Here is an 18,704-nt window from a genome sequence, read left to right on the forward strand (position 1 = left end):
CAGATGGCCGCGTTTCCGGTGAACATTCACTTATATCGGAAGAGGACAGGTGGACAGAGATATTTCATGCCACCAAGAGCATTGCGCCGTAATTCCGCCATGCCCGTTGCTACTAAAAGGGAGCGCTTTCGACACGGTTGGTTTATGGTTAATACTTCATTAGTCGAAGTCTCTCTAAAGTCGGGATCAAACCATACTTGTGCACCGGTCCGGTAATGAATTTTGAGGCATCAAAGATAGTTTTGAGTTCACGCAGGCGTGCATTGTCATATGTCGTCCTCCCTATTGTACTCGCCTGTGCGCTTCCCGCCCATGCCCAGCAACCGATGCAGGAAACTCCACAGCCGCCAGCGCAAGCAGAGCCGGAATCACTGGATGCCAAGCGAGTACAGACGGTCAGGGAACTCCAGGAACTAACTGGTCAGTTGTCCCTTTCATCTGAGCGCGTTGCTGCTCTCGACAATGAGATTGCCGCACTGAAAAAGGACCAGACGACCATTACCGCGGCCCTTATCCAGTCCGCGAAAACCGAGAAGAAGCTGAGCGAAGATATTGCGGCGTTCGGTGAAAAACTGACTGACCTGCGCGGGCAGGAAGATGGAATCAAGATTTCGCTGAAGGAGCGGCGTGGCGCGCTGGCGGAAGTTCTGGCAGCGCTGCAACGGATGGGCTTGAATCCGCCGCCGGCCTTGCTCGTACGTCCGGACGATGCCTTGGCCTCTGTCCGCAGCGCGGTCCTTCTTGGCGCCGTTGTTCCCGAAATGCGCCAGCAGACGGAAAACCTCATTTCGGATCTTAAGGATTTGAGCAGGGTCAAGACGTCGATCTCGGAAGAACAGACCCGTCTGATTGCCGCAGTTACAAGCCAGACCGAGGAGAAGAAGCGCCTTGATCTCCTTCTGAAGGAAAAGCAAAACCTGCAAACAACGTCTGAAGAGACGCGTCAAGCGGAGCAGGTGAGGGCCGAAGATCTGGCCAGACGCGCCACTTCGCTGCGCGACCTCATTGCCTCCATGGAAAGGGACATTCAGGAGGTCAAGAAAGCTGCCGACGCTGCCAGCGCGCAGGAACAGCAGAAGCTGGCAGCCAGCCAGCGGCGCGCCGACGATTTTGCCTCCAATCAGAACCGGCTTTCGGCGCAAGTCAATTTTGCCTCATTGAAAGGTCATCTATCTGCGCCAGCTGCAGGCAAGCTCGTGAAGCATTATGGCGATGCGGACGGATTAGGCGGCACCGCCCAGGGTGATACGCTGGAAACACCGGCGGGTGCGACAATAACGTCGCCGATGGACGCCGTTGTCCTTTATGCTGGCGCATTCCGGTCCTATGGACAGCTCTTGATCCTGGACGCAGGGAATGGATATCATGTTGTCTTGGCGGGAATGAAAAAAATCAATGTCTCCCAAAATCAGTTCGTTTTGGCGGGAGAGCCGGTTGGTGTGATGAACGAGCAACTTATTGCCAGTACCGCACCTGTTCCGATGGGAAATGGAGCTCCAATGCTTTACATTGAGTTCCGAAAGGATACAAAACCTGTTAATCCCGCCCCATGGTGGGCGGCTCGGCTTGCTGGAAGGACCGCAAATGATACGTAGGTTAACGCTTCTCATGGCTGGAGCGCTGATGGGTGCGACGGCAATGGTCGTTGTTCAGGGTGCTCTGCCCACGACCACCGCAGAAGCTGCGGGTACCGAAACCTATAAACAGCTATCAATTTTTGGTGATATTTTCGAGCGCGTCCGCGCGCAATATGTCACGCCGCCGGATGACAAGAAGCTGGTCGAGAGCGCCATCAATGGCATGCTGACCTCGCTTGATCCGCATTCATCCTACATGAATGCCGAACAGGCACAGGATATGCGGGTCCAGACCAAGGGCGAATTTGGCGGCCTCGGCATCGAAGTCACCATGGAAAACGAACTGGTCAAAGTTATCGCACCGATCGAAGATACTCCGGCATCCAAAGCGGGTGTTCTGGCCGGCGATTACATTTCGCAGATCGACGGCACCGAGGTTCGCGGCATGACCCTGACCGACGCCGTCGACAAGATGCGCGGCGAGGTCAATACGCCAATCGAACTGACCCTTATTCGCCAAGGCGCTGACAAGCCGATCAAGCTGACAATCGTCCGCGATGTGGTCAAGGTGAAAGCCGTCAAATACCGTGTCGAAAATGATGTTGGCTATGTCCGCGTGATTTCCTTCACCGAACAGACTTTCGACGATCTGCAGAAGGCGATCAAGGACATCCAGAGCAAGGTGCCGGCAGACAAGCTCAAGGGCTTCGTCCTTGATCTGCGTCTCAACCCGGGCGGTCTGCTTGACCAGGCAGTCGCTGTCTCGGATGCCTTCCTCGACAAGGGTGAGGTTGTTTCGACGCGCGGTCGTGACCCGCAGGACATCACTCGCTTTGACGCCCGCGCGGGCGATCTGATCAACGGCAAGCCGCTGATCGTACTGATCAATGGTGGTTCAGCAAGTGCTTCGGAAATTGTTGCAGGTGCCTTGCAGGATCATCGCCGTGGAACGGTTCTCGGCACAAGATCCTTCGGCAAGGGTTCCGTGCAGACGATCATTCCGCTCGGCGAGAACGGCGCGCTGCGCCTGACAACGGCGCTCTATTATACGCCGGCTGGCAAGTCCATTCAGGGCAAGGGTATCGTGCCCGATATCGCTGTGGACCAGCCTTTGCCTGACGCGCTCAAGGGACAGGATATCACCCGCGGCGAATCCGATCTCAAGGGTCATATCAAAGGCGCGATGGAGGATGCCGAAGGTTCGGGCTCCATAGCCTATGTACCGCCGGAGCCGAAAGACGATCTGCAGCTTATCCAGGCGTTGAAGCTTCTGCGCGGCGAACAAGCCAATGCAGCCTTCCCGGCAGACCCCAAGAAGGGCGTGCCCAACTGACATGCGCGAGGGGATCAGACTTTTTCATTTTAGTCTGATCCCCTTGGCTTATCAGCTTGCCAATCCTTTATCCGTCTTTCCCCGCATCGGCGATAACGCGTGAATTTTGATATCAACCGCCCGCTGGGACAAAACAGCAGACGGCCCGGCCATACCGGGAAACCGGCGGCTAGCCGCTGGCTCCTGCCTTCCGCGGTCATCCTCGGCGTGGTCGGTGTGGCCGCACTCATCGCTTTTACCAGCCACCAGGGTTTTCGCCGCCCTCCCCCTACGGCGCCGAAGGAGCAGGTCACCGAAGTTCCTCGGGCAAGAGCTAATGCCGAATCCGGATCCGGACCAGCAGGTGATACTGGCGCCATGCCTGGAAACATCACCGCTCCCCAAGGCGGACCCAAGATCATCATTGTCGGCGACCCAACCAAACGCACACAGGATCCCCGCACGGCACATCTTCCAGAGCAGGATATGCTCGAGCAGAGCCCACAAGGACCGCTGCCGGTCGTCGCGCCGGATGGCCGTCGCCCGCTCGACGTCTACGCGCGGCCCTGGTCCGGTGCGCGCGGTGCCCGCGTCGCCATCGTCATAGGCGGGCTCGGCCTGTCCCAGACGGGTTCGCAACAGGCTATTCGGGTTCTTCCGGCGGAGATAACACTGGCGTTCTCACCGGAGGGCAACAGTCTTGGCCGCTGGATGCAAACGGCACGGCAGGACGGCCATGAAATTCTCATGCAGGTTCCACTGGAGCCATACGACTATCCACGTGTCAATCCAGGCCGAAACACGCTGACAGTCGATGCACCGCCGGCATCAACGTTGGAAAATCTGCACAAGGCCATGGGGCGCATTACGAACTATACGGGCGTTATGAATTACATGGGAGCCCGTTTCACTGCCGATGCCAAGGCGATGACGCCGGTTATTCAGGATCTCGCCAAACGCGGCCTGCTTTATCTCGATGACGGCAGCTCCGCGCGGAGCCAGGCCGATGCGATTGCTGCCCAGCAAGGAACTCCATTTGCCGCCGCTGATGTACTGATCGATGCTACACAGGACCGCGGCTCCATACTGAAGAAGCTCGACGAATTGGAACGTATCGCACGCGCCAAGGGCACGGCGATAGCGACAGGGTCCGCCTTCGAGATCACCGTCGACGCCGTCACCTCCTGGGCCAACGAGGCCAAGGCCAGAGGCATCGAGATTGTACCCATCTCAGCCCTTGTCCGCGATCCGGAAAAGGGCTAGCACCAGCACGGCAAGCGTCCACGGAGCGCCGACATGAACAAGAAGACAAAGCCAGCCGATCCGCAGTCCCTGCCCTATCGTCCCTGCGTTGGCATCATGGTGCTCAACAAGGCGGGTCTCGTCTGGGTTGGCCATCGCATAATCATTCAGAATGATGAAATGGACGGAGCATCGCAGCTCTGGCAGATGCCGCAAGGCGGTATCGACAAAGGTGAAGATCCGGAGCCGGCCGCGCTGCGCGAACTCTATGAGGAAACGGGCATGAGGACCGTGTCCTTGCTCGCGGAGGCTCCTAACTGGATCAATTACGATTTGCCCGCGAATCTCGTTGGGATCGCACTCAAGGGCAAGTATCGCGGCCAGACACAGAAATGGTTCGCCTATCGCTTCGAAGGCGATGAAAGCGAAATCGCAATCAACCCTCCCCCCGGTGGCCACACGGCGGAGTTCGACCGCTGGGCCTGGAAGCCGATGGACTCGCTGCCCGAACTGATCGTGCCGTTCAAGCGTCAGGTCTACGAAGAGGTGGTTGCCGCGTTCCGTCAATTAGCCGACTGAATATCACCACAAAAAAGCGGACCAGAAGGCCCGCTTTTTAGCGTAAAATGCTATCGCTTCAAACGGCTTTGATAGCCTCTTCAAGCGTTGTCAGCTGGCCAAGAAGGTCTTCGGCTTTAGCCCGCTCCTCGCGGGTTGTTGCATCTTCGAAGTCTTCCTTGGCATCCTGAATGCGGCGCTGCAGTTCATCAGCTTTTATATCGGTGACGTGCACTGCCGACTCTGCGAGCAGTGTGCAGCCGTCTGGTGTCACGTCGACAAAACCGCCGAACACCACATAGCTGTCCGGCTTGCCATCGGCTGTCTTCACCGTGACGACACCCGGCTTCACAGTTGCCATCAGAGGCGCATGGTGCGCCATGACCGTCATGTAGCCTTCCGTACCCGGAACCACGACTTCAATGACCTGTTCCGAAAGGAGCAGGCGCTCTGGCGACACGAGTTCGAACTGGAAGGCTTCTGCCATGATATTCACTCAATCCTCAAGGTCTTGACCAAGGTGGGCATGGCGGGCCGTGGCCCGCTTGCCCTCTTAAGATCAGGCAGCTTCCGCTGCCAGACGCTGTGCCTTCTCAATCGCCTCGTCGATCGAGCCGACCATATAGAACGCTGCTTCCGGCAGGTGATCGTAGTCACCGTTGCAAAGACCCTTGAAGCCCTTGATGGTGTCCGCGAGATCAACCAGCTTGCCCGGCGAACCGGTGAAGATTTCCGCAACGAAGAACGGCTGCGACAGGAAGCGTTCAATCTTGCGGGCGCGGGCGACCGCAATCTTGTCTTCTTCCGAAAGCTCGTCCATGCCGAGGATGGCGATGATGTCCTGAAGCGACTTGTAGCGCTGCAGGATCGATTGAACCTGACGGGCAGTCTGGTAGTGTTCGTCACCAACGATCAGCGGATCGAGCATGCGCGATGTCGAGTCGAGCGGATCCACAGCCGGATAAATACCCTTTTCAGAGATCGCGCGATTGAGAACCGTCGTCGCGTCAAGATGCGCAAAGGAAGTCGCGGGTGCCGGATCGGTCAAATCGTCGGCGGGCACGTAAATTGCCTGAACCGAAGTGATCGAACCCTTGTGTGTCGTGGTGATGCGTTCCTGCATCTGACCCATGTCGGTAGCCAGCGTCGGCTGGTAACCCACGGCGGACGGGATACGTCCAAGCAGAGCGGACACTTCGGAACCGGCCTGCGTGAAGCGGAAGATGTTATCCACGAAGAACAGAACGTCCTGGCCCTGATCGCGGAAATGCTCGGCAACAGTCAGACCCGACAGAGCAACGCGGGCACGTGCCCCCGGCGGCTCGTTCATCTGACCATAGACGAGAGCAGCCTTGGAGCCTTCGCCGCCGCCTGCCTTGTTCACGCCCGATTCGATCATTTCGTGATAAAGGTCGTTGCCTTCACGGGTACGTTCACCCACACCGGCGAATACCGAGTAACCGCCATGCGCCTTGGCGACGTTGTTGATCAGTTCCATGATGAGAACCGTCTTGCCGACGCCTGCACCGCCGAAGAGACCGATCTTGCCGCCGCGAGCATAAGGTGCGAGCAGATCGACAACCTTGATGCCCGTAACGAGGATCTGTGCTTCAGTCGACTGTTCGACGTATTCCGGAGCTGGCTGATGGATGCCGCGAGTCAGCTTGGTGTTGATCGGACCAGCTTCGTCAACTGGCTCACCGATAACGTTCATGATGCGGCCGAGGGTTTCCTCACCGACCGGAACCATGATGGGCGAACCCGTGTCATAGACGACCTGACCGCGAACGAGACCTTCGGTCGAGTCCATGGCGATCGTGCGTACAGTGTTTTCGCCCAGATGCTGCGCCACTTCGAGAACGAGGCGGTTGCCAAGATTGTCGGTTTCCAGCGCGTTCAGGATCTGCGGAAGCACACCACCGTCGAACGAAACGTCGACAACGGCGCCAATGACCTGGCTCACACGACCGGCAACACCGGTTGCCTTGAGAGCGGTCTTCGGCGTAGCGGCTTTTGCTGCCGGAGCCTTGGTCGCTGCCTTTGGTGCGGCTGCCTTCGCTGCTGGCTTGGCAGCGGCTTCCGCCTTGACGGCTGCCGTCTTGGCGGCCGCTGCCTTCGGTGCAGCTGCCTTGGCGGCTGCGGGTGTTTTCGGGGTCGCTGCTTTTGCCATCGATCCTTACCTTCGCGATTAGAGCGCTTCCGCGCCCGAAATGATTTCAATCAGTTCTTTGGTGATCTGGGCTTGACGCTGGCGGTTGTACGACATTGTCAGCTTGTTGATCATGTCACCGGCATTGCGGGTTGCGTTGTCCATGGCAGACATGCGCGCGCCCTGTTCCGATGCCGCGTTTTCAAGGAGAGCGCGGAAAACCTGGACGGAAATATTGCGCGGGATCAGATCGCCGAGAATGGCTGCCGGATCCGGCTCATATTCATAAACTGCATCGCCTGCACTTTCAGGCTCGGCATCGCCGATGGAGCTGGCGGGAATCAGCTGCTGGGCAGTGGGGATTTGGGCGATTACCGACTTGAATTCCGAATAGAACAGCGTGGCAACGTCGAACGCTCCCTCGTTGTAAAGCCCGATGATCTTGTGCCCGATCTCGTCGGCGTTGACGAAGCCAACCTGCTTGACTTCACGAAGGTTGACGTGGTCGATTATATTCTTGCCGAGGTCGCGGCGCAGAATATCCGCGCCCTTCTTGCCGACAGTGATGATCTTGACTGTCTTGCCGTCCGCAACCAGCCTGCGCGCGTGATCACGGGCCAAACGCGCGATCTGCGCGTTGAAGCCACCGCAAAGGCCGCGTTCGGAGGTGCAGACGATGAGCAGGTGCACATCATCCTTGCCGGTTCCGCTCATCAGCACCGGCGCATCATCGCCATCGACATTGGAAGCAATGTTCGCCAGAACCGCAGCCATGCGCTGCGAATAGGGGCGAGCGGCTTCCGCAGCTTCCTGCGCACGACGCAGCTTCGCCGCGGCGACCATCTGCATCGCCTTGGTGATCTTCTGCGTCGCCTTGACCGAGGCGATCCGGTTTCTCAGATCCTTTAACGAAGGCATCCGTTCATCCCGTCAGTGGAGTTAAGCGAAAGACTTGGCAAAGGCGTCTACTGCAGCCTTAAGCTTGCCCTTGATGTCGTCGCTAAGCTGCTTTTCCTTGGCGATCGCGTCGAGAACGTCCTTGTTCTCGGTGCGAAGCCACGTGAGCAGGCCCTGCTCGAACTTGCTGACCTGATTGACGGCAAGCCTGTCGAGATAGCCATTGACGCCGGCATAAATCACCGCGACTTGCTCTTCCGTCTTCAGCGGCGAGAACTGCGGCTGCTTCAGGAGTTCCGTCAGACGCGCGCCGCGATTGAGCAGGCGCTGGGTCGACGCATCAAGGTCCGAACCGAACTGTGCGAAGGCCGCCATTTCACGGTACTGCGCCAGCTCGCCCTTGATCGAACCAGCAACCTGTTTCATCGCCTTGACCTGCGCGGCGGAACCGACGCGGGAAACCGACAGACCAACATTCACCGCCGGGCGGATACCCTGGTAGAAAAGATTGGTTTCGAGGAAGATCTGGCCATCCGTGATCGAGATCACGTTCGTCGGAATATAGGCCGACACGTCATTTGCCTGGGTTTCAATGACGGGCAGCGCGGTCAGTGAACCGGCACCATTATCGTCGTTGAGCTTGGCAGAGCGTTCGAGCAGGCGGGAATGCAGATAGAAAACGTCGCCCGGATAAGCTTCACGGCCTGGCGGGCGGCGCAGCAGCAGCGACATCTGGCGATAAGCCACGGCTTGCTTGGACAAATCGTCATAGCCGATCAGCGCATGCATGCCATTGTCGCGGAAATATTCACCCATCGTGCAACCGGCGAACGGTGCGAGATACTGCATCGGAGCAGGATCCGAAGCCGTTGCGGCAACGATGATCGAATATTCGAGAGCGCCGCGCTCTTCGAGAATTTTGACGAACTGCGCAACTGTCGAACGCTTCTGGCCGATAGCGACATAGACGCAATACAGCTTTTCGCTTTCGTTTCCAGCATCGTGAGCCGGCTTCTGATTAAGGAAAGTATCCAGAATGATCGCGGTTTTGCCGGTCTGACGGTCGCCGATAACCAGCTCGCGCTGTCCGCGGCCCACGGGGATCAGGGCGTCGATCGCCTTGAGGCCGGTTGACATCGGCTCATGCACCGATTTGCGCGGGATGATGCCGGGCGCCTTGACGTCAACGCGCGAGCGCTGCGCTGCCTTGATCGGGCCCTTGCCATCGATCGGATTGCCGAGTGCGTCAACAACGCGGCCGAGCAGCTCCTTGCCGACGGGTACGTCGACGATGGCGCCAGTCCGCTTGACGGTGTCGCCTTCCTTGATGTCACGGTCCGAACCGAAAATAACGACACCAACATTGTCGCTTTCCAGATTCAGGGCCATGCCACGGGTACCACCCGGGAATTCGACCATTTCACCGGCCTGGACATTGTCCAGACCATATACACGAGCGATACCGTCACCGACGGACAGAACCTGACCGACTTCGGAGACTTCTGCCTCCTGGCCGAAATTCTTGATTTGCTCTTTCAGGATTGCGGAAATTTCCGCGGCGCGGATGTCCATCAGCCGACCTCTTTCAGTGCAAGCTTAAGCGAAGAAAGTTTTGTGCGAAGTGAAGTGTCGATCTGGCGGGACCCCAACTTGACGATGAGACCTCCAAGGATCGACGGATCAACGGTGACATTGATTGTCACGTCCTTGCCGGCGACGCCTTTCAGCGTGGCCTTCAATTCTGTTTGCTGCGCAGCCGTCAAGGCATGCGCAGAAGTAACATCTGCCGCAACCTCACCGCGATGTTCCGCGGCGATCTGGCGGAATGACTGGATCATGGCGGGCACCGCGAACAGGCGGCGGTTTTGCGCGACAACACGCAGGAAATTGCCGACAAGACCGCCGATCTTGGCTTTGTTGAGGATGGCGGAGATTGCCTTGACCTGATCATCGGACGAGAAAACCGGACTGGCGATCAGCCGCTTCAAATCGGCGCTGCCATTGACGAGAGCCTCGAACGCGCCGAGATTCTTTTCAACCTCGGCAAGCGACTTCGCTTCCAGCGCGAGATCGAATAACGAACCCGCATAACGCTGGGCAACACCGGATATGAGCGACGAAGTTTCTGCCACGAACGACAAGCTCTCTGCGTTGGAGCCAAAAATCAGGAAACCGGAAGGAATTTTTCGGTCAAATCTTTGGCATTATTGATTTTTTTACCGCCTTGGACACAACCCGAGAGCCGTCTCCGACGAGATTTGATTGCCGTCTAGCATAGGAAGACAGGACTCGCAACACGCGAATCCGCTAAAACAGGCGGCAGAATCGCCGCAGCTCTGGATAATTATGACTAAGGGATTCCAGTAATGCCGAATTGGCCTAGGCGACAAAGCCGAATGCAAACAGCAACGGACCGGCGGCGAGCGCCAGCTCTACAATGACCCATATCCAATTGTAGAGGGTGTTGCCGCGATCCGACATCATCGAAATCAGGCGTCCGAACACCGTGAAGCCCCAGGAGACGCCAAGTGCGATCCACATGAACGGCTGCGCGAAAACGAGGGCGCTGAGACCGAGCCCGAGATAAAACCCGGCAAATGTTCCGCGGATTTCAGATAGAGCTTCAGGCCGTTCCGGCTTGGTCTGCAATCGTAAAACCCTCAAGGCAGCACGCGGTGCAAAAAACAGGATCAGTCCGAACACTACGGTAGTCGCCGCAGACAACCACGCCATCCATTCGCCGGTGGTCGCCGGCCAATAAAGTTCCATTTCTTATCCCCTCTTTTAGCCGCCGACCCAAAAATTGGTCATGGGGTGGCGAAATGGTGGTTTTCGAGCACCGGAGCGGAGCGTACTTTTGGGTACGCACCGGAGCAGAACAACGCCATTTGCAGCCGCCATGACGAATCTTGGTGGTTTTATAGGAAGCTTTGCGGATCAATATCAACCTGCACGCGCACCGACCCCCGTTCTTTTGGTCCCGCGCCCAGCATGGCGCGGATGAAACCCTGGAGATCCGCCTTGCGCGTACCATGGATCAACAACCGGAAGCGATGACGCCCGCGGACAAGCGCCAGTGGTGCCTCGGCAGGCCCCAAAACACTGATCTGCGGCGAAGCAGGCGCGGCGCGGCGCAAGGCGCGCGCATGATTCTCCGCCTCTGGGCGCGTTGCCGCCGAGATGATCAATGATCCCAACCGTCCGAATGGCGGAAGACCCGACCGCTCGCGCTCTTCGATCTCGCGTTGATAAAAGGCCTGCGCATCACCGGAAATGATCGCTCGCATCACCGGATGGTCCGGCTGGTAGGTCTGCAACAGCCCGACGCTCTTCTTGCCCGTACGCCCTGCACGCCCCGTTACCTGGCTGAGCAATTGGAACGTTCGCTCGGCGGCACGCGGATCGCCATTGGCAAGGCCGAGATCCGCATCGACAACTCCGACCAGCGTCATGTTGGGGAAATTGTGCCCCTTGGCGACAAGTTGCGTGCCGATGATGATATCCGCTTCGCCGCGTGCAATCGCATCGAGCTCGAGCCGGAGCCGCTTGACCCCCATCAGATCCGATGACAGCACAATGATCCGCGCATCGGGAAACGTCTTCTCCACCTCTTCGGCGATGCGCTCCACCCCCGGCCCGCAGGCAACCAGATGATCGAGCGTACCGCATGACGGACAGGCTTCCGGCCGCGCCTCGTGATGCCCGCATTGATGGCAGACGAGCTGGCCGCGGAAACGATGTTCTACCAGCCAGCTTGAACAGTCCGGACACTGGAACCGGTGGCCGCAAACGCGGCACAGCGTCAGTGGCGCATAGCCACGGCGATTGAGGAACAGCAGCGATTGTTCCTGGCGCTGCAGTGTCTGGTTGATCGCCTCAACCAGTGCGGGCGACAGGAAGCCGCCGGGGCGCGGCGGCGAGCGGCGCATGTCGATCGATTTCAGATCGGGCATTGCCGCTTCGGCATAGCGCCCCGTCAGCCGGATGCGTGTATAGCGCCCCTGGTTCGCATTGACCTGGCTCTCGATCGAGGGCGTCGCGGAGGCAAGCACCACTGGAAAATTGCCGATATGTCCGCGCACGACGGCCATATCGCGCGCGTTGTAAAAAACGCGGTCTTCCTGCTTGTATGCAGGATCATGCTCTTCATCGACCACGATAAGGCCAAGGTCCTGGAACGGCAGGAACAGCGCCGAACGTGCCCCTGCAACAACCCTGACCTGGCCTTCCATCACCTGCCGCCACACCCGCTCGCGTGTCCGCGGCGCAAGGTCGGAATGCCACTCCGCCGGCTTCGAACCGAACCGGTCATGAAACCTGTCGAGAAATTGCTGGGTCAGCGCAATTTCAGGCAGCAGAATCAGGACCTGTTTGCCCTTTTCGATGGCCCGAGCGACCGCTTCGAAATAGACTTCCGTCTTGCCGGACCCGGTAACGCCATCGAGCAGCGAGACGGAAAATCCGCCGGCCGCGACTGCCTCAACAAGCTGCGCCGCCGCTGCGGCCTGATCTCCGGACAAAGCCGCTTTCGCATAGTTGACATCCGGCGCGGCAACGACCGGGCGCGCCGGGATCATTACCTGCTCGAACACACCTTGTGCGGAGAGCCCGTCGATCACCGTTGCCGAAACGCCCGCCGCATGGGCAAGTCCGGTCCGCGTCCACGCCATGCCGTCTTCAGCAAGCTCCAGCACACGGGCACGCGCGCTGGTCATCCGGTCGGGCTCTCTGCCTGAAAACCGCAAGCCCGGTACCGGCGGCTCAGGGTTGAAGGCAGCAGGGACACGCAGCACCATGCGCGCGACCATCCCCGGCGGCGAAATCGTATAGTCGGCCGCCCAGCGCATGAAACGCATCATGCCATCATCGACCGGCGGGCAATCGAAAAGTTCGGAAATTGGCCGCAGCTTCTTGGCGTCGATCGAGTCCGTCGAACCCTCTGTAACGATGCCCGCTACCTCGCGTGGTCCGAGCGGTACCCGCACGATTGACCCCGCTTTCACCTCCATGCCATCCGGCACGGCATAGCTATACGGCCGCTCGGCCGGCATCGGCACAAGCACCGGAACAATTTTTTGCGGGATGAACGAATCCTGGCTCATATAGGCGTGACCTTGACGCGGCTTTGGGCTAAAGAAAAGCCACTTTCCGAGAGAAATATCCCATCTCTCATATTAGGCCGCCGGTCATACCGGGCTATCTGTCATATCAGGAAGGACTGCACCGATGAAATTCTTTGTCGATACCGCCGATGTAAAGGAAATCCGCGAGCTGAATGATCTCGGATTGCTCGACGGTGTTACCACCAATCCGTCGCTGATTCTCAAGTCCGGCGGCAGCATATTCGAAGTGACCAAGGAAATCTGCAGCATCGTCAAGGGACCGGTTTCCGCTGAGGTCACCGCGACTGAATACGAACAGATGATGAGAGAAGCGGCCGTCCTTGCGAAGATCGCTGACAATATTTGCATCAAGGTGCCGCTCACTCTTGATGGCTTGAAGGCCTGCAAGGCACTCCGTTCCGATGGCCACCTGGTCAATGTCACACTGTGCTTCTCCGCCAACCAGGCACTGCTCGCCGCCAAGGCCGGCGCAACCTTCATCTCGCCCTTCATCGGCCGTATCGACGATATCGGTATCGATGGTATGGAACTGATATCCGAGATCCGCACCATCTATGACAATTACGATTTCCAGACCGAAATTCTTGCCGCCTCGATCCGCACGGTCAATCATGTCAAGCAGGCTGCGCTGATTGGCGCCGACGTCGTAACCGCGCCGCCGGCAACCCTGAAGGCGCTGGTCAAACATCCGCTGACAGACAAAGGCCTGGAAGCTTTCCTCGCCGACTGGGCGAAGACGGGTCAGTCGATCGCCTGATCGAACAGGTCTTTAACCGCTCTGGAAACGCCCGTCAGTTTTTCAAACCGGCGGGCGTTTCCGTTTGGAACCGGCTTTTACAGCAAATCCGGATGGTGGCGCTGAGCTACATCCGGATGCGAACGCAGACGGCCCTTCAGATAATTGCGCCCAACCTCCCGGAATAGCGGGTTGTCTGGATCTGTATCGGTGCCGCCTGCCTCTTTCGCCAGATTCTCCGGCAGGTTCAACAGCGGCACGGTAGCATTGAGATCGGCACCGAAGAAGAAGGCAACAGAGAGACGATCCTTGCCCGATGGCGGTGTCACCACGCGGTGGATCGTCGCCTTCAGATAACCATTGGATGCAAGTTCCAGAATCTCGCCAATATTGATGACGAAAGTTCCCTGCACCGGCGTCGCATCGATCCAGCCACTGTCCTTTTCCACCTGCAGGCCGCCCTGCACATCCTGCAAGAGCAATGTCAGAAAACCGCTATCCTTGTGCGCGCCAACTCCCTGGTCGCTGCCCGTCGAATCGCGTCCCGGGTAGCGGATGATCTTCAGATGCTGGTTTGGCGCATCCCGGTAGATCGGGTTGAAGATATCCTTGTCCTGCCCGAGCGCCGCCGCAAAAGCCTGAAGCAGTTCGATCGCCACCCGCGTCAGTTCACTTTGCCACTCGAGGACGGCCCGTTTCAGTTCCGGCAGGGCCGCCGGCCATTGGTTCGGTCCTTGCAACCGCGACCAAGGCGAAGTCGTCGCGTTCTGCTCCACGGCGATGCGCTCTGCGCCAGCGTCGAACTGTTCGCGCCAGTCCGCCTGTCCCTTCGTCCGCTCCCAGCCAGCACGCGTATAGCCCCGAAAGTGCGGCGAGCGCACCATTTCCACGGCGAGCTTATCCGCTTCGGGCAAAGCAAAGAACGCCTTGGAAATCCCTACAATCTCCCGTTGCAGCTTCTCCGGTACACCGTGGCCCGAGAGATAGAAGAAGCCGAACGTGCGCGCCGCATGGCGCAAATCCTCAAAGAAGCCTTCGCGCTGTGCCGGGTCACGGTAGCGCGAAAAATCAAGGGTCGGCAAAGTGAGGTTTTGCGACAAGCCATCCATTACAACATTCTCCATCGCGAAGCACACTTCGTCGCGTTGCTGCGAGCGTATCAGCGATTATAGAGCTGATCGAGAATCTGACGCTCAAAAAATGCGAGCTCCGGTGATGCATGGCGTCGCGGTCTCTCCACCGGAATGGCCAGGTCGAGTGCAATCCTGCCGCTGTCGATGACAACGACGCGATCCGCGAGTGCCACCGCCTCTGTCACATCATGGGTCACTAATACGGCCGTAAACTTCTTGGCAAGCCACATCCGCTCGAGCAATTGCTGCATCTCGATCCGCGTTAGTGCGTCCAGCGCGCCGAGAGGCTCGTCCAGCGCGAGAATGGATGGATGCCCCACCAGCGCCCTCGCCAAAGCCACCCTCTGCCGCTGCCCGCCGGAAAGCACCGACGGCCACTCGCCACCGCGATCGGCCAGTCCAACTTCCGCGAGGATTTCGAGGCTTTTCTGCCGCGCAGCCTCGCCCTTCGCTATGCCCGTCAGACCCACCTCGACATTGGCAATCACGCGCGCCCAAGGCAGAAGGCGCGGCTCCTGAAACATGATGCGTGTGCGTCTGCGATCATCCGTACCGGCGAGTTCGCCGGATGTCGGCTTGTCCAACCCGGCAAGCAGACGCAGCAGCGTACTCTTGCCGCAGCCGCTCTTGCCGATAACTGCCACGAACTGCCCCTCGTAAACGTCGAGACTAATGCCTTGCAGGACCTCCGTGCCGCCAAACTGCTTGGCCACGTTGCGAAAGGAGAAAGCGAGCTTGCCGGCAGGTTCCGGCGTATGGATTCGCGCGGATGGAGCGGTGAAAGCCGAATTTGCAAAAGAGTGGCGAGCAGTGATGGTCGCTGCGGTCATCTTTGTTCCTTAAACGGTCTGGAAGGCAGGGTGCCATTGCAGGGAAAGACGCTCGAGAAACCGCGCCAGCGAGTCCGCCAGCTTTCCGAGCAGCGCATAGATCAATATGGACAGGACCACGACATCGATGAGCAGGAACTCGCGCGCCTGCATGGCCATGTAGCCGAGGCCTGACGAAGCCGAGATGGTTTCGGCGACGATCAAGGTCAGCCACATGATGCCGAGCGCATAGCGCAGTCCGACGAAAATCGACGGCAATGCGCCCGGCAGGATGACCCGCAGGAACAGCTCTTTGCGCGGCATGCCATAGATGCGGCCCATCTCCACGAGTTGCGGGTCGACACCCTGGATGCCAAGCAGCGTGTTCACATAGATCGGGAAGAACACGCCGAGCGCGACGAGAAACAGCTTGGCCTCCTCATCGATGCCGAACCACAGGATCACCAAGGGGATCAGCGCCAGATGCGGAATATTGCGGATCATCTGCAGGGTCGTATCGGTCAATTCGCGGCTGAGCGCCGACAGCCCATTGGCGAGGCCGAGCGCAAACCCTATGGCGCCGCCGATGACAAAGCCGCTGAGGGCGCGAAGCGTGGAAATACGGATATTCTCAATGAGCTCGCCCGACCATAGCAGCTTCCAGAAAGCTTCGCCGACGGCTGAAGGCGCCGGCAGCACGTTGGCCGGAATGAGCCCCGCCCGCGACGCCCCCTCCCAGCCGGCCAGCAGCAGCGCCGGCAACAGCCAGCCCAGCGAACTGCGCCCAATTGAGCGAAGCGCGCTGCTCATGAGGAAGCCTGCAGGCGTTTGGCACCATGAAAGCCCACCGAAAACTCGTTCGCGATCACTTCGCGCGGTGCGTTGCGCTGAGCGCCGAGGCCAAGCTGGGGAAAAAGCAGTTCCGCAACGCGGTAGGCTTCCTCCAGATGCGGATAGCCAGAGCCGATGATCGTATCGATACCCACCGCCTGATACTCGCGGATGCGGGCGGCGATGCTTGCCGGCGATCCTACAAGCGCTGTTCCGGCACCGCCGCGCACCAGCCCCACACCCGCCCAGAGGTTGGGACCGACGACGAGTTTGTCACGGCGTCCGCCATGCAATTCCGCCATGCGGCGCTGCCCGACAGAGTCCATCTCCTTGAGGAACCGCGCCTGCGCGATTTCGATCTGCTCATCGGTAATCTTGCTGATCAGCCGGTCTGCCGCTGCCCAGGCTTCGTCTTCCGTTTCGCGCACGATGAAGTGCAGGCGAATGCCGAAGCGCAGCTTGCGCCCATTGAGGGTGGCCTTCTTGCGCGCGCGCTCGATCTTTTCGGCAACCTGCGCCACCGGTTCGCCCCAGGTCAGGTACATGTCCACCTGCTCGGCGGCGAGATCCTGTCCCGCATCGGAGGAACCTCCGAAATAGAGTGGTGGCCGCTCCTGCGCCGGTAGAAGGTCAAGCCTGCCATTTTCGACGCGGTAATGTTCCCCGTCGAAATTCACCGTCTCGCCGGATACGAGCTGGCGCCAGATTTTCAGGAACTCGGCCGCCTGTGCGTAGCGTTCGTCATGTGGGAGAAACACTCCATCCCCGGCGAGTTCGGTCGGGTTGCCGCCCACGACAACATTGAGCAGCAGGCGTCCATTGCTCAAGCGGTCGAGCGCCGCCGTCTGCCGTGCGGCAAAGACTGGCGATGTCACGCCGGGACGCAGGGCAACGAGAAATTTCAACCGTTCCGTATGCGCGGCAAGGCCCGCTGCGGTGATCCACGAATCTTCGCAGGCTTGCCCCGTCGGAAGCAGGACGCCCGGAAAGCCAAGCCGGTCGGCCGCTTGGGCCACCTCACGGAAATAGGCGAATTCCGGCGGCCGCTGCTGGCGCTCCGAACCAAGATAGGTGCCATCGCCATGGGTGGGTATGAACCAGAAGAAATCGAGTGGAGAATTGTTTGCTGGCTGTGTCATGGGCGGCGTGCCTCCAGTCTGATCAGTTGCTCGGTGCCGTCCACACGGCATCCGAGACTTTGATGGAATTGGGGATTAGCTTCAGCTTGAAAAAGCGATCTGCCGTCTCCTGCTGGTGCGCGATGATTTCCGGCGTGACCGGTCCGACACTGAAAACGGAACGATTGGCCGCAAGGGTCTGTGCATCCAACGGTACACCCGTCACTTCATGCAGGGCCTCCGCCACCTTGTCCTTGTTGCCATTGGCCCACTCGGCGGCATCTTTCAGCGCCCCAATCGTTGTCGTCACGATTTCCGGATGCTTGGCTGCGAAGTCGCGATTGGCGATGAAATAAGTATTGACGTTGAGAACATCGCTGCTTCGAGCAAGAATGCGGGGATGGTAGCGGGTTTCAGCGATGGCGAAGAACGGATCCCAGACGGCCCAGGCGTCGATTTTGTCACTGGCAAAAGCGGCTGCCGCATCGGCGGGGCTGAGATAGACCGGCGTAATCTCATCAAAGCCGATATTGGCCTTTTCCAGCGCAGCAATCAGCAGATTGTGTGCACTGGTTCCCTTGCCGACGCCGATTTTCTTGCCCTTCAGGTCGGCAGGCGACTGGATCGACGAGTCCGGTTTGACGAAGATCGCCTCACCCTTGCCGTTCGGAGCGAGAGCCGCCGCATAAACGATGGCCGACCCGGCAGACTGGCCGAAGATCGGTGGTGCATCGCCAACCCACCCGACATCGATGCTGCCGGCATTCAGCGCCTCCACGAGTGGCGGACCGGCGGTAAATTCCACCCATCTGACCGAAATGTCCTTGGATTGAAGCGCTTTTTCAATCACCCCTTGCTGGCGGGCGATCACCGGCAGCCCGGTCTTCTGGTAGCCGATCTTGAGTTCCGCCAGGGGCTCGGCGGCAAAGGAGATGGTGGCGGCAAACGCTGCGGCAGCAAAAAGGACCGCGGCTAATGCTTTGCGTGTCAGTCTGGACATGGTCCCTCTCGACGATGCGGGCTTTGTTGACCTCGACAACCTTCCCGCCCGATCGGGAATTGAACCAATGTTATTTAACCCGACCATTCTTATAGAGAAAAGAAAATTCATAAAATCGCTGGATATGGGATCAGTTTTCCTGCTTACCCGTGCGCTCACGCAAAGCCAGTCAAGTTGTCCAGGCCGACCTCGTACGACCAACGGCGAGGAGGCCGTTTT

17 protein-coding genes are annotated in these 18,704 nt (G+C 58.9%); 5 read left to right on the plus strand and 12 right to left on the minus strand.

Annotated features, from left to right (window positions below; all coding sequences use genetic code 11):
• The first annotated feature begins 215 nt into the window (after positions 1-215).
• From CU103_RS00800 to CU103_RS00815, 4 genes are all read left to right on the plus strand, one after another.
• The gene (locus CU103_RS00800) at positions 216-1,595 is read left to right on the plus strand and encodes a murein hydrolase activator EnvC family protein (RefSeq protein ID WP_425350545.1); all 1,380 of its coding nucleotides are present in this window, start codon (positions 216-218) and stop codon (positions 1,593-1,595) included.
• A complete protein-coding gene (locus CU103_RS00805) occupies positions 1,585-2,910 on the plus strand; it encodes a S41 family peptidase (protein ID WP_106662025.1) in 1,326 nt (441 codons plus the stop codon). Before CU103_RS00800 ends, CU103_RS00805 begins: the two co-directional genes overlap by 11 nt.
• Positions 2,911-3,009: 99 nt before the next feature.
• Positions 3,010-4,152: a divergent polysaccharide deacetylase family protein gene (locus CU103_RS00810; protein WP_245448524.1), complete on the plus strand. Its 1,143-nt coding sequence runs from the start codon at positions 3,010-3,012 to the stop codon at positions 4,150-4,152.
• A gap of 33 nt (positions 4,153-4,185) precedes the next feature.
• Entirely contained in the window at positions 4,186-4,710 is a 525-nt protein-coding gene (locus tag CU103_RS00815) for an RNA pyrophosphohydrolase (RefSeq protein ID WP_106662026.1), read from the plus strand.
• A 58-nt stretch (positions 4,711-4,768) separates the two neighbouring features.
• On the opposite strand, the gene CU103_RS00820 is transcribed toward CU103_RS00815, so the two are convergent.
• From CU103_RS00820 to CU103_RS00850, 7 genes are all read right to left on the minus strand, one after another.
• Positions 4,769-5,176: a F0F1 ATP synthase subunit epsilon gene (locus CU103_RS00820; RefSeq protein ID WP_106662590.1), complete on the minus strand. Its 408-nt coding sequence runs from the start codon at positions 5,174-5,176 to the stop codon at positions 4,769-4,771.
• Between the two features lie 72 nt (positions 5,177-5,248).
• On the minus strand, positions 5,249-6,859 hold the full coding sequence (atpD, locus tag CU103_RS00825; RefSeq protein WP_106662027.1) for a F0F1 ATP synthase subunit beta: 1,611 nt from the start codon (positions 6,857-6,859) through the stop codon (positions 5,249-5,251).
• A gap of 18 nt (positions 6,860-6,877) precedes the next feature.
• Positions 6,878-7,756 carry a F0F1 ATP synthase subunit gamma gene (locus CU103_RS00830; protein ID WP_106662028.1) on the minus strand — a complete coding sequence of 293 codons (879 nt, stop codon included), beginning with the start codon at positions 7,754-7,756 and terminating at the stop codon, positions 6,878-6,880.
• A gap of 21 nt (positions 7,757-7,777) precedes the next feature.
• On the minus strand, positions 7,778-9,307 hold the full coding sequence (gene atpA / locus CU103_RS00835; protein ID WP_106662029.1) for a F0F1 ATP synthase subunit alpha: 1,530 nt from the start codon (positions 9,305-9,307) through the stop codon (positions 7,778-7,780).
• Positions 9,307-9,867, minus strand: coding sequence for a F0F1 ATP synthase subunit delta (locus CU103_RS00840; protein WP_106662591.1), 561 nt, complete (start codon positions 9,865-9,867; stop codon positions 9,307-9,309). Before CU103_RS00840 ends, atpA begins: the two co-directional genes overlap by 1 nt.
• A gap of 247 nt (positions 9,868-10,114) precedes the next feature.
• Positions 10,115-10,504, minus strand: coding sequence for an AGROH133_08824 family phage infection protein (locus CU103_RS00845; RefSeq protein ID WP_106662030.1), 390 nt, complete (start codon positions 10,502-10,504; stop codon positions 10,115-10,117).
• 149 nt (positions 10,505-10,653) lie between these two features.
• Positions 10,654-12,837 (minus strand): primosomal protein N', encoded by a 2,184-nt coding sequence (locus CU103_RS00850; RefSeq protein ID WP_106662031.1) that lies wholly within the window; start codon positions 12,835-12,837, stop codon positions 10,654-10,656.
• Positions 12,838-12,961: 124 nt separating this feature from the next.
• On the opposite strand from CU103_RS00850, the gene fsa reads away from it, so the two are divergent.
• Entirely contained in the window at positions 12,962-13,615 is a 654-nt protein-coding gene (fsa, locus tag CU103_RS00855) for a fructose-6-phosphate aldolase (RefSeq protein ID WP_099997570.1), read from the plus strand.
• A gap of 77 nt (positions 13,616-13,692) precedes the next feature.
• On the opposite strand, the gene CU103_RS00860 is transcribed toward fsa, so the two are convergent.
• From CU103_RS00860 to CU103_RS00880, 5 genes are read right to left on the minus strand one after another with little or no spacing between them, the layout of a single operon-like run.
• A complete protein-coding gene (locus tag CU103_RS00860; RefSeq protein ID WP_106662032.1) occupies positions 13,693-14,703 on the minus strand; it encodes an isopenicillin N synthase family dioxygenase in 1,011 nt (336 codons plus the stop codon).
• 50 nt (positions 14,704-14,753) lie between these two features.
• Positions 14,754-15,557 (minus strand): ATP-binding cassette domain-containing protein, encoded by an 804-nt coding sequence (locus CU103_RS00865; protein ID WP_106662033.1) that lies wholly within the window; start codon positions 15,555-15,557, stop codon positions 14,754-14,756.
• A 9-nt stretch (positions 15,558-15,566) separates the two neighbouring features.
• Positions 15,567-16,346 carry an ABC transporter permease subunit gene (locus CU103_RS00870; protein ID WP_106662034.1) on the minus strand — a complete coding sequence of 260 codons (780 nt, stop codon included), beginning with the start codon at positions 16,344-16,346 and terminating at the stop codon, positions 15,567-15,569.
• A complete protein-coding gene (gene ssuD / locus CU103_RS00875; RefSeq protein ID WP_106662035.1) occupies positions 16,343-17,506 on the minus strand; it encodes an FMNH2-dependent alkanesulfonate monooxygenase in 1,164 nt (387 codons plus the stop codon). The genes CU103_RS00870 and ssuD overlap by 4 nt, the downstream gene beginning before the upstream one ends.
• Before the next feature lie 22 nt (positions 17,507-17,528).
• Positions 17,529-18,485: an aliphatic sulfonate ABC transporter substrate-binding protein gene (locus CU103_RS00880; protein ID WP_106662036.1), complete on the minus strand. Its 957-nt coding sequence runs from the start codon at positions 18,483-18,485 to the stop codon at positions 17,529-17,531.
• Positions 18,486-18,704 lie beyond the last annotated feature (219 nt).

Source organism: Phyllobacterium sophorae (assembly GCF_003010965.1).
GTDB lineage: Bacteria > Pseudomonadota > Alphaproteobacteria > Rhizobiales > Rhizobiaceae > Phyllobacterium > Phyllobacterium sophorae.

Excerpts from the sequence above, each read along its gene's own strand:
- CU103_RS00815 (WP_106662026.1), top strand. The coding sequence starts at position 4,186 with ATGAACAAGAAGACAAAGCCAGCCGATCCGCAGTCCCTGCCCTATCGT.
- fsa (WP_099997570.1), top strand. The coding sequence starts at position 12,962 with ATGAAATTCTTTGTCGATACCGCCGATGTAAAGGAAATCCGCGAGCTG.
- CU103_RS00830 (WP_106662028.1), bottom strand. The coding sequence starts at position 7,756 with ATGCCTTCGTTAAAGGATCTGAGAAACCGGATCGCCTCGGTCAAGGCG.
- atpD (WP_106662027.1), bottom strand. The coding sequence starts at position 6,859 with ATGGCAAAAGCAGCGACCCCGAAAACACCCGCAGCCGCCAAGGCAGCT.
- CU103_RS00850 (WP_106662031.1), bottom strand. The coding sequence starts at position 12,837 with ATGAGCCAGGATTCGTTCATCCCGCAAAAAATTGTTCCGGTGCTTGTG.
- CU103_RS00865 (WP_106662033.1), bottom strand. The coding sequence starts at position 15,557 with ATGACCGCAGCGACCATCACTGCTCGCCACTCTTTTGCAAATTCGGCT.
- CU103_RS00845 (WP_106662030.1), bottom strand. The coding sequence starts at position 10,504 with ATGGAACTTTATTGGCCGGCGACCACCGGCGAATGGATGGCGTGGTTG.
- ssuD (WP_106662035.1), bottom strand. The coding sequence starts at position 17,506 with ATGACACAGCCAGCAAACAATTCTCCACTCGATTTCTTCTGGTTCATA.
- CU103_RS00805 (WP_106662025.1), top strand. The coding sequence starts at position 1,585 with ATGATACGTAGGTTAACGCTTCTCATGGCTGGAGCGCTGATGGGTGCG.
- CU103_RS00860 (WP_106662032.1), bottom strand. The coding sequence starts at position 14,703 with ATGGATGGCTTGTCGCAAAACCTCACTTTGCCGACCCTTGATTTTTCG.
- CU103_RS00800 (WP_425350545.1), top strand. The coding sequence starts at position 216 with ATGAATTTTGAGGCATCAAAGATAGTTTTGAGTTCACGCAGGCGTGCA.
- CU103_RS00880 (WP_106662036.1), bottom strand. The coding sequence starts at position 18,485 with ATGTCCAGACTGACACGCAAAGCATTAGCCGCGGTCCTTTTTGCTGCC.
- CU103_RS00820 (WP_106662590.1), bottom strand. The coding sequence starts at position 5,176 with ATGGCAGAAGCCTTCCAGTTCGAACTCGTGTCGCCAGAGCGCCTGCTC.
- CU103_RS00870 (WP_106662034.1), bottom strand. The coding sequence starts at position 16,346 with ATGAGCAGCGCGCTTCGCTCAATTGGGCGCAGTTCGCTGGGCTGGCTG.
- atpA (WP_106662029.1), bottom strand. The coding sequence starts at position 9,307 with ATGGACATCCGCGCCGCGGAAATTTCCGCAATCCTGAAAGAGCAAATC.